General features: G+C 35.1%; 12 protein-coding genes. All 12 read right to left on the reverse strand.

What is annotated here, in order from left to right:
• Positions 1-27 precede the first annotated feature (27 nt).
• The 12 genes from ACYQ2D_RS03395 to ACYQ2D_RS03450 all read right to left on the reverse strand — a co-directional run bounded on the left by ACYQ2D_RS03395 (position 28) and on the right by ACYQ2D_RS03450 (position 14,633).
• Entirely contained in the window at positions 28-1,539 is a 1,512-nt protein-coding gene (locus ACYQ2D_RS03395; protein WP_459784642.1) for a lipopolysaccharide biosynthesis protein, read from the reverse strand.
• Positions 1,536-2,075 carry a polysaccharide pyruvyl transferase family protein gene (locus ACYQ2D_RS03400; protein WP_187558321.1) on the reverse strand — a complete coding sequence of 180 codons (540 nt, stop codon included), beginning with the start codon at positions 2,073-2,075 and terminating at the stop codon, positions 1,536-1,538. The genes ACYQ2D_RS03395 and ACYQ2D_RS03400 overlap by 4 nt, the downstream gene beginning before the upstream one ends.
• 198 nt (positions 2,076-2,273) lie before the next feature.
• A complete protein-coding gene (locus ACYQ2D_RS03405; RefSeq protein ID WP_459784643.1) occupies positions 2,274-3,293 on the reverse strand; it encodes a glycosyltransferase family 2 protein in 1,020 nt (339 codons plus the stop codon).
• A gap of 11 nt (positions 3,294-3,304) precedes the next feature.
• Complete coding sequence (locus tag ACYQ2D_RS03410) at positions 3,305-4,408, reverse strand: glycosyltransferase family 4 protein (RefSeq protein WP_459784644.1); 1,104 nt, start codon at positions 4,406-4,408, stop codon at positions 3,305-3,307.
• Positions 4,389-4,766, reverse strand: a complete 378-nt coding sequence (locus tag ACYQ2D_RS03415; protein WP_117456298.1) for a DUF2304 domain-containing protein — start codon at positions 4,764-4,766, stop codon at positions 4,389-4,391. The genes ACYQ2D_RS03410 and ACYQ2D_RS03415 overlap by 20 nt, the downstream gene beginning before the upstream one ends.
• Before the next feature lies 1 nt (position 4,767).
• Positions 4,768-5,466 carry a glycosyltransferase family 2 protein gene (locus ACYQ2D_RS03420; protein ID WP_022302804.1) on the reverse strand — a complete coding sequence of 233 codons (699 nt, stop codon included), beginning with the start codon at positions 5,464-5,466 and terminating at the stop codon, positions 4,768-4,770.
• A 29-nt stretch (positions 5,467-5,495) separates the two neighbouring features.
• Entirely contained in the window at positions 5,496-6,701 is a 1,206-nt protein-coding gene (locus tag ACYQ2D_RS03425; RefSeq protein ID WP_459784646.1) for a glycosyltransferase, read from the reverse strand.
• A gap of 1 nt (position 6,702) precedes the next feature.
• A complete protein-coding gene (gene pelG / locus ACYQ2D_RS03430) occupies positions 6,703-8,172 on the reverse strand; it encodes an exopolysaccharide Pel transporter PelG (protein WP_459784647.1) in 1,470 nt (489 codons plus the stop codon).
• A 42-nt stretch (positions 8,173-8,214) separates the two neighbouring features.
• Entirely contained in the window at positions 8,215-9,648 is a 1,434-nt protein-coding gene (gene pelF / locus ACYQ2D_RS03435) for a GT4 family glycosyltransferase PelF (protein WP_459784649.1), read from the reverse strand.
• A gap of 12 nt (positions 9,649-9,660) precedes the next feature.
• On the reverse strand, positions 9,661-11,514 hold the full coding sequence (locus ACYQ2D_RS03440; protein ID WP_459784650.1) for a DUF2194 domain-containing protein: 1,854 nt from the start codon (positions 11,512-11,514) through the stop codon (positions 9,661-9,663).
• A 12-nt stretch (positions 11,515-11,526) separates the two neighbouring features.
• A complete protein-coding gene (locus ACYQ2D_RS03445; RefSeq protein ID WP_459784652.1) occupies positions 11,527-12,453 on the reverse strand; it encodes a hypothetical protein in 927 nt (308 codons plus the stop codon).
• The gene (locus ACYQ2D_RS03450; RefSeq protein ID WP_459784653.1) at positions 12,450-14,633 is read right to left on the reverse strand and encodes an NAD-dependent epimerase/dehydratase family protein; all 2,184 of its coding nucleotides are present in this window, start codon (positions 14,631-14,633) and stop codon (positions 12,450-12,452) included. The genes ACYQ2D_RS03445 and ACYQ2D_RS03450 overlap by 4 nt, the downstream gene beginning before the upstream one ends.
• Positions 14,634-14,643: the final 10 nt, after the last annotated feature.

Below are 14,643 nucleotides of genomic sequence, written 5' to 3' on the forward strand. Positions count from 1 at the left end.
TTCAATTTCAGCATCGTAAATCTGCATTTAAAATTTATTTATTAATCCTAAAACCATTTTTCTTTCTTCTTCATTACAACTCATCTTCCAAATAGATATACTGTAAACAACTACATATACTCCACCAACTACTAAATATTCCATAATACTGCTAAATTTTATGTATTTCATAATCAGTATTCCTGATATCACTGGAACTGCAAATCCTTTTAATGTACTCATAATCTCTTTCCAAAATAATTTAATATTGATTTTCAGAATTTTATGATAGAATACATTCATAATTATCCCATCTGATATTACTAAACTAATCATTGTTCCCATCGCTGCACCGACAGCTCCAAATTTATTTGCCAACGGAATACTAATAGCTCCATTTATGATTGCCATTACAAAATAAATGATTGAACAAAACTGATGTTTATTTAACGCTCGTTGCATTTCAACCCCAACATTTTGAATTAATTGTATGAGTGCCGGTACCACCAGACATAATGAAGTGATATATGATTTCTCATATCCTTTACCGGCATAAATATGTACAATAAAGTATTTTCCAAATACAATAAATCCTGTTGTAAGCAGTCCCAATAACAACCATTGGATTCTGCCTATCTTAACCATTAATTTTGTAAATTTCTTTTGATAATTTTCCCTTTCTTCTGCCACAATCCGATTAATTTTAGGCGAAAACACAGATGAAATAGTCGTGGAAAAGTTAATAAATAACCCATTAATCTGTGATGCCACACCGTAAACCGCAACTTCTTTTGTTCCGCTTGTATGACTTAAAATTAATTTATCCACATTCCAATTAACTTGTTCAATCAACATGTTTAACAATAAAAAAAAGCTAAATGCACTAATTTCCTTTAGCAATTTAAATTCAAAGTTGTGAAAAGAGATCGGAATCTTCAGTTTAAACACACAAAACCAAACATTAGCAACCAGCCGCCCTATACTAATCACTGCTCCAACAAGCACAATCATAACACTTCTATATCCCATTAAAAGTAAAGGCAAACATAAAAACGGATTAACTACTACTACCATTAAATAAACAGCCTGCTGGAATATATATTGCTCATATGCTCTTGTGATTGCTTCAAAAATACTACTAACAAGTACTATTGCCATGCTAAAAACCAATATCACCATCAATATTCTTGCTTTTATCAGCTCAGCATCTGATAATTTAGAGCCAAAAATCTGACGAGGAAAAAAGCTAAGAATAATTCCAGAAACAAGTGCAATGAATGCCAAAACACAAAAAAGTATAATAAACATTCCATTTAAAGAAGCAAGCTTCTTTTTATCATCCTGGTATTTAAATCTTGAAAAAAACCTTAAATATGCCCCTGAAAATCCAAGACTGAACAAACTCAGATAACTAACTACCCCTGATACCACGGAATAAAGACCATATTCACTTTGTCCTAATATCCGAATCATAATCGGTAAGTAAATTAATTGTATGAGTACTGTAATTCCTGTTGATATATAAGAAAAAATAACTCCCGCCTTTAATTGATTTTTCACCTGTGTTTTCTCCTCTTAACTCCTAATGCATGTTCCAGATATTCCAAAGATTCTTCTCGTCTTTTTTCCCAATGCTGATGAGCATATTTAAAATCAACTTCTGGAATCTTATTTACCTCTGCCAAACTCTCTTCTGATACTAACTGATACTCTTTTAAGAAATCATAAATTCGTCGATTGGTACTGTTTTTTGCATCTGCCTTATCTCGTTTAAAAACATAAAACAGTGTTTCAAATATCATCGAAAAAACTGATGCATGAAAAGAATCTGTAACTATAAGCTCGGCATTTTGAATTAACCCGATAAACTCACGAGGACCGGAAGTATAATCATGAATGTCACCAAAAAACAAATCGCATTTTCGAACTACATTACACAAAATGTGTGGAAATGTTAATATTTTTAACTTTAATCGCTTTGCTAATTTTTCCACTGCTTTTCTTTGTGCTATATTATCTTCCAATAAATAGCATACTAAGTATAGTTGTTTTATTTGCGGAACTCGTGCAACTTGCTCCCATTCTTTTTTTGTAATAACAGTACAGGGTCTACTACTACCTGTATTGGCTTATTGGTCATTTCTTGTAAAATAGGAATTGAACTTTTTTCACGCACAGAAATTGCATTTAATCCGAACTGGCAGAACTCCGCCCATAATAACACAAATTTTCTTCATTTGAATAATCTCCTTCAATTTCAATAATCCTATATTTCTGTTCTATTATTATTAACTTTATGCCCTGCGCACTACTTTCATAAATATCGGACCTGCTAAAACTAATAATATTTCCATTTTGTTACAAATCATCTTGGTTTTTATTTTTTCAGAAAACGACAAACCTTTCATTTCTACATAAGGAATAAATTCATTTAGATTTAACTGCTTCTTCATTTTTTTTAATTGTCTCATTTTCTCTTTTACTGAAATTTTACATTCTGGAAAACAAAATGTATAAATTGCATAAGAATAAGCGCTTAAAGTTATCTGCGCCATCAACTTTTTTTTCCTTTGTTCAGAAATACTAAAGGATTCCATAAACTCATGACAAGTTTCTATCATCTTTATTTGACAAAACAATCCTGTATCATTCCATCTATTTGCAGAAGAACCCATTCTCATACAGTAATGATAAGAAAAATCATTTAAAAAAGAAATTTTATCACATTTTTTTAATACATTTAATATAAATATATGGTCCTCTGAAATCTTTACATTTGGAAAACGCTCCTCTTTAATTATTTTTCTGGTAAAAAAATAACTCCATACATAACTGCTACAATATGGCCAAAGTTGCTCCATTTTTTCAGACATTTCACTATGTGTTAAGGTATCAAAAGAATTCAAAATATTTTTTTCTTCCATACTTACTACAGCTTTGCTTTTCCATAATTCCTGTTTGTAACCATGAAAAATCACATCAGCTTCTGTATCTAAAATTCTATTAATACAATTTTCGATCATAAATTTTTCAATCCAATCATCTCCATCTATAAAACAGACATATTTCCCTTTTGAAAGTTTAATCCCTTCATTTCTTGCCGATGCTACTCCCTCATTTTTCTTATGAATTACTTTTATCCTATTGTCTTTCTTTGCATATTCATCACAAATACTTCCAGACGCATCCTTAGAACCATCGTCAACCAAAATCAATTCAAAATCAGAAAATGTCTGTGACTGTATACTTTCAATACACTTTCGGATATATTTTTCTATCTGATATACCGGTACAATAATACTTACCTGTGCCATTTTCTTTTCCTCTATTTTTCTAATCTTTCAAATATATTTTTCCATTTTTTAATAATATTTTCCATTTCAAAACGTTCAAAATTATCTCTTGTATTCTTAGACATACTTTGAAGTCTACATTTATTTTTTAAAAGAGCATTAATTTCTTTTATCATTTTTTCAATTTCAAAACTTGAAATCAAAATTCCATTTACATTGTTTTCTATAATATCCGAAGGTCCTGTTTTAACATCAAAACTCACACAAGGAACATTCATCTGCATTGCTTCAATCAAACATAATGGAAGTCCTTCATATCTTGATGTCAAAACAAATAATTTTGCACGATTTAAATACCATTCTACATTTTCTACTCTACCTTTTAAAAACAATTGTTTTTCTAAATCATTCTCTTTAGTTATGGTTTCAAGTTTTTTTCTTTCTTCCCCATCTCCCAAAACAATCCATTTCCAGTCTTTATTTTGTTTTAATACCTCTTTTGCTACTTCTGCCAAATAATCTGTTCCTTTTTGATAGGTTAATCTTCCTACTGTCACAATCCAGTTTTCCCGTCTTATATTTTCATTTAATTCCACCTGAGAAAAAGGATTATAGACAGTTTCAATATCTGAAGTTCTTTTTAGAAGTTTTCCATAACTCTGTTTATCCTGTTCTGTAAGCGTTACAATATAATCTGCTTTCTTTGCCGACAATCTTGAAATCCATTTTCGATACAGCACACTCTGTTCAAATTCGCAGTTAAAATGTTCCCATGAAATCACTTTTGTCTTCAATCTTTTTGCAGCAGGAATCGACAGTACATCCAACACAATATCAATATCTATTATAATATCTATTTCCTGTGCTTTTAAAAATCTTTTTAACTTTCCAATCAAAGGCAGATATCCAGGTCCCGGATTAATCCAGTGTGTTCCAAGAGAATATCTTTTTATATCATTCGTTATTTCATAAAAAGGCTTGTCTGCCTGTTCTACCAGGCTTAAAAAACAGATTTCATATTCTTTTTCTTTCGCCAGTTCATTTGCAAGCTGTACCGATACCCTTTCCGTTCCACCACTTCTTGTAATGTCTCCTGAAAAAAAGCAAATCTTTTTTTTATGAATTTTCCTCTCCATTTGCTCTCTTCTCCTCACCTTCTAATGTCCGATAAATTGCAATGTCCTGTATCAGCTCACTGTTTTTGATGGTAAGCTGAGAAACTTTAATTGATAAAAAGAACTGGTGACATCCTAATGTAAAAATAATAAGCATAAAAACACAGTTTGCCGGTGACTGTACTCCGGTTAAATAAGAAGCCCATATCGCAAGCCTTGGAAAAATTGAAAATATAATTAATATAACACTAAATAAAATCCAAAAAATTCCATCTTTCACTTGAATTCTCTGTTTTCTTACGAAACGGGCAATCAATAAAAACACAACAACGCTTCCCAAAAACAATACAATTCGAAACTTCCAGCTTAAAATTCCCATCTTATAATACCGCCTTTCTATCCCGAAACCACTGAAAGATGCAAATTGACATCAGCATCTGCATCATATATTTCGATGCATTAACCGGTGTTAAATAACTTTTTCCTTCTGTTCGTTCTGCCATTTTTACTCTCACTTCTCTGACATCTGCACCAAGCCGGATTAAGTAAGAAAGCGTATCCGGTTCCGGAGAGTTATTTGCATCTTTTACAAACTGTTCAATTATGGTTCTATTATACAGTCTCATTCCGCTTGTCGGGTCGGAAATATATTTTTTTGTTGTCAGGCGAATGGCAGCTGTAATCAATCTTGCACCGGCTGTTCTCATTCGAAGCGGCATTTTTCCTCCATAGAACCTCGATGCAATCACAACATCGCAGTTTGTTTTCTCCATGCAGTCCACCATTTTTTGTATGTATTCCGGCAAATGCTGTCCATCCGCATCAAACTGAATTGCCATATCATAGTTCTTTTCTTTTGCATACTTCATCCCTGTCTGCATTGCTCCGGTCAATCCTAAATTTACAGGAAGGCTGATATAATGATACTGTTTTTTCCTGCATAATTTTTCGGTATGGTCTGTGGACCCATCATTTATTATGATATAATCAAACTGCGGAGCTTTTTTCTTTAAATTTTCTATCACTCGTTCTAAATTTTTTTCCTCATTGTATGCTGGTATTAACACTAATGTCCTCATCTTTTTCCCTCATTCGTAAATAACCAAAACTACTTCATCCAATTTAAAAATTCATCTAATCCTCTATTACTCTGTAATACTTTTTTCTCTGCCTTCTCTCCATAACTTTGACATTCCTTTGGATGTTCTATCATCCATAAAATTTCATTACTAATACTTTCCGGAGTAAGTATACATAATCTTCCATCTATTCCCTGCTCAATCTGCTCCCGATTTCCGCTACAGTCCGTTGCCAAAATTGGTTTTTTTAGAATCTGTGCTTCCTGAATTGCAATACTTTTGCCCTCATATCCGGTTGCATGAACATAAATATCACACTGCTTATAATAGGGAAACGGATTTTCTTTTACTCCTAAAAGAATCACATCTTCCGTTAAATGATTCTCCGAAATCTGCTGTTCCAGTCTTGTACGAAGTTCTCCCTCCCCCATGATATACCACCGAATGGGTTTCTTACTTTTTTGTTTCAAGAGTATCATCGTTTGAATCACCATATCATATCTTTTTTGTGCTACAAGCCTTCCCACTGTCAAAAGACGGATTCCCTTAAAATCATCTTGAAATCCTCCTGGCTTTTCTGCCATTATTCTTACATTATCCATATCTAACAGATTGTGAAAAACCGACACCTTGTTTTGATACTTGGGATAAACCTCTAAAAAATGTTCTTTCACTTCATCTGATACCGTAAAAATACGGTCTATCTTTTCATAACAGCCCAAATCCAGATTTTCGCCATATCCGGCTTTCTTATAATCAATATGTATAAACGCTGCTTTCTTCTTTGCTTTCACTCTGTCTGCCACATAGTACGTCGCTCCGCCTTCTAAATATGCAACTGCTAAATCATATTCTTTTGGCATCGTCGGTGCTCCGTCCGCTAATATTCTCCACAAAAGTTTATCTGGTAAAAAACGCCCCTGCTGTTTCATGTTTACACTATTTTTTATCAGATAAGAAAACCTGCGAAAAAATGCTCCTTTTAAGATTCCAGCTCTTAAAATCGTTTTCATTAATTCCATACGACCTTTCGAGGTCAAAACAGAGACATCTTTATAATTTTTGTTTAAGAGTGTCACTGAATCCGGTATCTGATGAATCAGTTCTCCCTGACCTGTAAGCACAAACAATGAAACTTCATAAGTCTGTTTTTCCAGTACGGACATCAGATTTAATAATGCCCTCTCTGCACCTCCATAGCCCATCGTGTTAATCACAAATAATATTTTTTTCATCTCATTCTTCGTCCTCCGGCTCTTTTTTTAATTCTCGTATATCAAACACTTTTGCAGATGGTTTGATTCCTTTTCCTCTTTTTATCAGATTTCCCCTGCAAAACATGTGCTCGTCAATATGTGTTTCCATCCAGCGCAGTCTCATATAGGCAACGGTAAATCCTACTACTGAACCTGTCCAGATTCCAACTCCAAAAAAAACTGCCGGAAGATGAACTGCAATTAAACTTGCAAGAAACGTTACTCCGCAAAAACTAAGTGCCGTAACCAATGCGCCCTGTAAATCTTCAAAATAATATAAGAAAATAATTTCTGAATACATTAAAAATAAAATAAAATATCCTGCTGCTACCATCGGATAAATTCGCATAACCAATCCTGCATATCCCATTCTCGGAAGAAAGATTACAAAAATCAGATAAATAACAACTGAAATAATAAACTGCAGTCGAATCAAGGTCATCAGTTCACTGCCAAGCTGACGAAACATTCGCTTTCTTGTATTTTGAATATCAAGACCACGCCCTCCGAACACTGCATCAGCATACGCTTTATAACGCTCATGGAAATACATCTCTACCCTTGATATAAAGATAACACTCGCCGATAAATTCGTGAACATTGCAAGACAGGTTGCCATATCATAAGGCTGATTGCACACAAATGTTTTTACCAGATGCATTGCCATATCGGTTCTCCAAAATACAAAATTATGAATAAACAATCCCAGGGTATATAAAAAATTGATTAAAATCAAATGCCAGTACCTCTTAAAATAGACAAATACCCGCCTGTATTCTTCACTGTTATCCGGAAAAAACTGATGAACTTTTGCCCATTCAAACACTGCGGTCACAAAAAATCCAATTGCAAGTGACAAAAGCATACTATAAGGAATACTCATTTTACAGATATATCGAAAGAATAAAGATAACAAAAAAGAAACAATCATTCCAAGTGCAAAATGCAAAGAAATCAATCGATACTCCTTACAAATAGACAAATATAACATATTATACAAGACAAGCACCAGAGAAACAAAACAGCAATATCCTGTAAACACATAATACACCGGCACTTTTCCAACGAAATGTTCCCACAAACAAAACGGAATTGCAAACAGACAGCTAAAACAGATATTGATCAACAGACCGATTCGATGGCATGGAAGCACATCTTCATACCGTTCTTCAAAGATTGCATCTGACATATATCTGGATAATACCGCATTAAATGGCGAAGTTGTAAGCAGAGAGAAAATAAAAACATAAAGCACCGTACAGGAAAACAATTCACGATCAATATAACGAACAGTATTAAATTTTAATACTTTCTGCATCAGCATCAGGTTAATAATTACAACTAATACCGGTGCAATTGTCATAGTCATACTATAGAAAAATCCCACAATATTTGTTGTAATCGTATTTTTTTGATAAATACGGTTTAACTTTACTCCTATTCCTGCCATTGTTTTCTCCTTTTTTCTGTATGTACTCTCAAATCTTAAAAGTTATTCTTCCCATTCTAAGTTCCGGCGTTCGGCACACTCTTTATAAATTTCTTCATATTTTTGTTTCATATCTTCGATTTTATATCGTTTCATCAGCCGTTTATAACCAGCTTCTCCCATTGCCTTTCTTTCTTCCGAATTTCTTGCCATATACACCATGGCTTCCGCAATTTCTCCTACATTCATGATATGGGTAATGATTCCTGCCCTTCCAAAATCATCCTCTTCTCCCTCAATTAATCCCCTGCAGTTTCCGACGTCTGTGGCAATCACCGGAACATGGGCTGCATAACTTTCTAATATCGTAAGCGGCTGTCCTTCACTGATACTGGTAAGAATAGTAACATCCATCCAGCCTAAGTAATCTGTAACCTGTATCCTTCCCGTAAACTCTACGTCCTGTATCTTCATTGTCTCTACCATCCGAAAACACTCTGCCGCATAATCAGGGTCTTCATTATATGGTCCCATAATCCATAGTTTTAGTTTTGGCTCTCTCTTTTTTGCATATCCAAATGCCTGAATCATCGTTTTTACATCTTTAATCGGAGTCACTCGAAGTACCGCTCCAATATGAATATACTCTTTTTGTTCCGGCGGACACTGTGATAATTCTTTAAACCGCTCATAATTAATTCCATTTGGCGTCACAATTGTTTTTTCCTTTGGACAGCCAAGTTCAATCTGCAATTCCTGTGCATGCTGATAAAGACTTGTCACAATATCCGCTCTCTCATAGGAAACTTTTGACATCTTACGAAACTGCTGAATCCAGATTTTTTTATAAACTTTCTGTACCCACTCTGCTTTTATCAGTTCTTCTTCTCGTTCTCTGGTATAGATTCCATGTTCTGAAATAATAAGCTGACCTGAACGAAAATATTTTCCCATACTTCCAAGAACCCCTGCATATCCGGTTGCCACCGCATGATACACATCCGCTTTGGGGATTTCTGTCATCAGGCAAAAGAATAACGGAAGATACATGGAACGCATCGTCCATAAAAAATCTGAAAATACAATCTCCGGATACTGAAGATTGTACGCATCTAACACTGCATGATAAAAGTCTTCCCCCATAAGAAGCTGATTCAAGGAAATATTCTTTTTATGGAAAAATTCAAAAACATTGTCCCATTCTACTTCATGATTCAAAATCAAACTTCTAAGTGCTTGATATTCCTTTTTATTTAATCTTGTCTTATTATGTCTATTGACACTTCCCCAATCCACATCTTCCAAATAAACTTCATGAACCTCCGTTACATTCTCCGGCAGTTCATAAGCAAACTTTCCGCTTGCATCCCGATTTGCTACAATCGTGAGCAGGATAAACTCCTGATTTGGAAAATTTTTTATCATACTGTGTACCCAGCTGGATACCCCGCCTACCACATAAGGGTAACATCCTTCTGCAATAAAACAGATTCGCATTGTTTATCTCCTTTATTTTTCACTGTAATAAAGTTCTGTATCCGATTTCAGTGTTACCGTTGCCTGACTTGAAGTAAGATGCAGTAAATAGGCATCGTCTTCTATCTTTTCCCAGCTTCCATTCTTCATGGATTCTATTTTTTCTCCATGTGTCCGCAGCATCATCCAGGCATCCTCATTAAAATTTTCTACTTTTATAGAAATCTTATCTGCCTTTCTGCTGCTTGTCACACTTTCATTTAAGAATCTGCGGACTCTGGTGTCACTCTCTGTAATCGCTGTTTTTTCAAATACAGAAAATGGATTCCAGTACGTGCTAATATTAGAAGCCAGTTTTTCAGAAACTACTTCCCACTCATCTTCTCTCTCTTGGGGCCAGATTAACTGATACAGATCCACCTGTACATTAGAATAACCCAGTGTGGTCTGAATGCTTTTTAAACGAAAGTCATCTTTATATGTATATTGATATCCATTCATTGTAATTGCCTGTGTTGTAATCCAGTCTGTCAGCCAGGAAAAAACCGGCTGTTCTTCATCGTACTCTTTACAAATCGTACGAACATCTGAAAATATTTTTAATTTTTCATTTTTTACTAACTTTGATAACTGTTCTTCATTTTCACTTCGAATGTAAGCACCCGAAAATGGATACGTAATATCCTGTTTTTCTATTTCCTGTTTATCTGCTTCCAGTGATTTTTGAATATCTGTATCATTCATCCTTCCAAGCGATATTCCCGCTTCTGCCGATTCTTCGTTGAAATATTTCAAATAATCAACCAGGGATTTTACATCCGCATCCTCTTTGGAATCATTATCCTGTTTAGTTGCCAAATAAGCGGTTATCTTCCAATCTCCATCTTGAGCTACAGATATCAAAGCAGGCCAGACAATATTCTGACAAAACTGTTTTGAATCAAATCCATATACTTCTGTAAATTTTTTTTCATTTTCTTTAGTCAAATCCGGAAAGCCGGTAAGCGAAAGATTTTGCGCATTGACCACATTATAAAGTGCATAATTCTGTGATTCATAAACCATGGCATCTAATATTCCCAGTGTCGATTTTCCCTCCATATAATCGCCATTTACTGCAAAGACCGAACCTTCTCCTGTATTACATCTCCAGATAATTGCTGGCATGTCTTCATTATGAAGCTCCTGCTTTGTCTGCTCTTCTGCTTTGATAAAGCCCACCATATATGTTTTCGTCCGGGAAGAAATATCATACCATGGAATCTCTCGTTCCATATCAATTTTGTCTGGGTCTTGAAGTTCATCAAAGGAATAACAGGTTTCTCCGCCAAGCAAAAATCCACCATACAACCAGATTTCCTGAAGCGTTACCATTTTTGCTCTTAACTGCTGAATCCCTAAAAGATTTTTTAACGTTTCTGATTTTGCAATCACCAAATAATCCGGAAGAGAACAAAAAATTATTTTTCCACCTGCTTCCACATAAGAAGTCAAACTATCGGAAACTGTTTCTGTATCTTTCTCGAGAACACTGCCACTAATTAAAAGATACGTATTTTTTTTTTCATAAGCCTCTGCTTTTTTTAATGCTTTTTTTGTTTCAGAATATTCTTCAAATTCTGCTTTTCGATACGTACACCACTCCTGAATGGACTCATAATATCCTGTATCCTGTTTTCCGATATAAATGATATGCCAGTTTTTTTCGCTGTTTTTGCTGTCCTTGGTTTCTTTGGTTTCTTCTGACCGTTTTACCCATTCAGAATCTGCCGAATGATTCTCATTATAATCATTAAAATACTCTCTTAATACCGCCGATGAGAGGAAAAGGATTAATATTACCAGGATAATCGTCATCATCATTCCAAAATTTCGTTTTGAAAGCATTTCTTTTCCTCCTTATCTTTGTACAATACGAATTAATTCCAGTGTCTGATTATCAATAACAATCGAAGAAGCCCGTAATTTATCTAATACTTCAAAGAATTTTTCTTTTTGTTCCGTTTCAAAATATAATTTCATACACAGCGTATACGGTTTCAATTCATCCGGATACTGTGTCATAAACCGTTCTGCCCACTTCTCAGCTTCTTCATAAAATTTCTGTTCGATTAATCTTTGAAGCAGAAAACTATAATCAGTTACTTCTAACTTTTCCCTTGCATTTTCATAGAGCTGTTCACATAATGCTTCCATCTGATGCACATAATCTTCCTGTTCTATGCTCGTCAAAATATTCTGCTTCAGCGTATGATTCATGTATCCAACCAAGATTTTTATTTCTTCCTGACATTCCTCGTCTTTTATGTCCTTTGATGAAATACTTAATTTTGCCTGTCTTACATGCTCTCTGAATTCATCCATTTTACTTTGCAGGAAAGATGCCGCATAATGCGCCACCTCAGAGTCATCACTGTCTAAAGCAACTGAAATAGAGGCCAGAGAATTATCTGTTTCCCCTAATAAAACATTCAACATATTTTCTCGTTTTTTCTCCTGATCTGAAATGGAAATAGCCTCTTCAATCGGCACAATATTTCGCTCTCTTTCCTCATCTGCTTTTACACGGGAAACATGTCTTTTTTTTGCAAACTCTACATCTGATAAATCTCTTTCTCCCAATTTCATAAAATGATACTTTAAAAATCCAAGCAGAAAATACAACGGACCTACTAAAGGACACATTATCATCACTATCGTATGCATGATATACTGGATTCGGTTATCTTTATCCTGTTTAAAAAACAGATACCAGATTAAATAAAGCAATGCAGTTAACGTATTTAAAATCAACAAAATTAGAAACCAATAGCTAGCGTGCATCATAATCCTCCCTCCTCGCTAATGCTGGAGGCAACCCCATTTTGTTTTAATTTATTTTGTACAAAACTACAGCCATTCAAATCGGTATTTGTTAATAACAAGTACAACTTTCCGTCCGAAAGATTTCCAATATAATCCGATTCCCGAAGCAGCAAAGTACATTTATCCACGGTTTCTTTTTCATTTTTGCCCTCCACTTCAATCTGAAGCAGTACATATTCTGTCAGTTTTTCTTTACTGGCCTTTCGATATGCTCCTACTAATTCCTCAAAAGCTGAAGCTTTCAAGATCTGACTTTCGCTATGATAACGTTCTTCTGACAATGCTTCCAGATAACGGTCCGCTCTTCTGACAGAAGTCTGAATCAGTTTTCCGATTACAATCAGCCTGTTTGCTTCATTGATGGTCATTCGTTCAAAAGGAATACTCCATAACATAATCAGAATCTCCATCTGTTCTTCTGATTCCACATTATATGCCATCATTGGATACTCTTTTTCCATGGAACGGTTAATATAAACCCTGTTCTCATTACATGCCTCATCCAGAGGTTTCTTATCCGGCAGATAAACGGTACTTCCCATAGAAGCTGCTTTTGCAGAACTATAAGCAAAGAGTCTCGCATACTTTTCTTTGTTAACACGATAAATTGCAACATCCGGACAATCCATCAGCTTCTGAATCATATTTAACGCACAAAAGAAAATTTCAACCGACTGTTCCTGTTCCAGCTGTTCCGTTGCATCATATACCGTACCCAGACTGTTATCATAATTAATCACCTGATCAATTAATCCCTCTTTTACCCTGAGATTACTGTCATTAATGTCACCGATATCCGTGACCTGCTCCGATAAAAAACCAACTTCCTGTTCTTTTTCTTCTTTTAAAAACAGCAGGCTGTCTTTCATATATCCAACTACAAGACCAACAATAAAGATTTCCGCAATCCATATATAAGTATTATAATCCGTTACAACCGCAAGTCCGGAGCGGGTATACATCTGTCGAAACAGATAACCTGCGATTGCCAAAAGTCCGGAAAAGGTTGCCTGACGCTGTCCATATACAACCGCAAATAACAATACATATAACAAATAAAAATCAATCTTTGAAAAATACTGACTGTCCGTTGCACGATTATTTAACATAAAAAACGGAATAAATAGGATTAGATTTTCAAGATACGGAACTAATGCTCCCAGTGTACTTGTCATGGCATAATACAATTTATGCCAGATATCCATTCCGGGATGGTCTGCATCTAAGAATTTATTGCCGTGCTGTTTCATATACCGAAGCGTTTTTTCTATTGTCTCTTCCGGTCTGCACCAGACCTTAAATCCAAACTCAGTCTTAAAACGTTCATTGGATAAAATAAGCTGATGCTGCTCTCCCACGGTATTATCAATCTGTTCTATCTTCTCTCCAAGCACTTCTCCGACTTTTTTTACAATATCATGTTCGGAATATGCCTCCGATGAAGAAATATGATATAACGATTCCTGATGTTCTTTGCATGCCACAACTTTATAAATACTCTCTACTGCATCTCCCATATAAGTCAGCGCATAGGCATAATTTCTTCGATAAGAAACAGAACCATCTCGAAAGGCATCCAGACATTTTCTTCCACAGATACTGCTTAATGCCTCTTTCATACTACAGGAAACGTCATGCAGCCAGTCCAGTCTCAGAATCACAACATCCATTGACAGTTCTTCCTGATAAAAACGACAGCTTTCTTCTCCCTGATAGAGCATACGCGGTCGAACGCCTCTCGGTCTTGGCTTATCCTGTTCGGAAACGGCACTCGGATATCTCCCTCCATAAACTTCTACGGAAGAAAGATAAATCAATCTGCTTTTTTTTAAGGCAGACCACGAAAGCAAAAGATTCTGAAGTCCTGCCGAATACGCTACAGCTTCTCTTCTAAAATCCCTTCCCGGATAATTTGAGTCATAAGCTCCCATCAAAATTGTCACATCCGGATTTACACTGCGAAACACCTCTTCTACGGATGCTCTGTCATAAGAAAAATCATAACGCTCAAATACATGTTCATAATGATTCTGCGGGTCTCGGCTTCCCGATAAAACAAAAATCCGATGTCCCTCTTTATGTAATTTTAAAGAAAGTTTTTTCATCAGTGGTGAAGCTCCACCAACAAGCATAATATCCATTCTTTACTCC

The sequence above is a fragment of the Blautia stercoris genome (assembly GCF_054657695.1).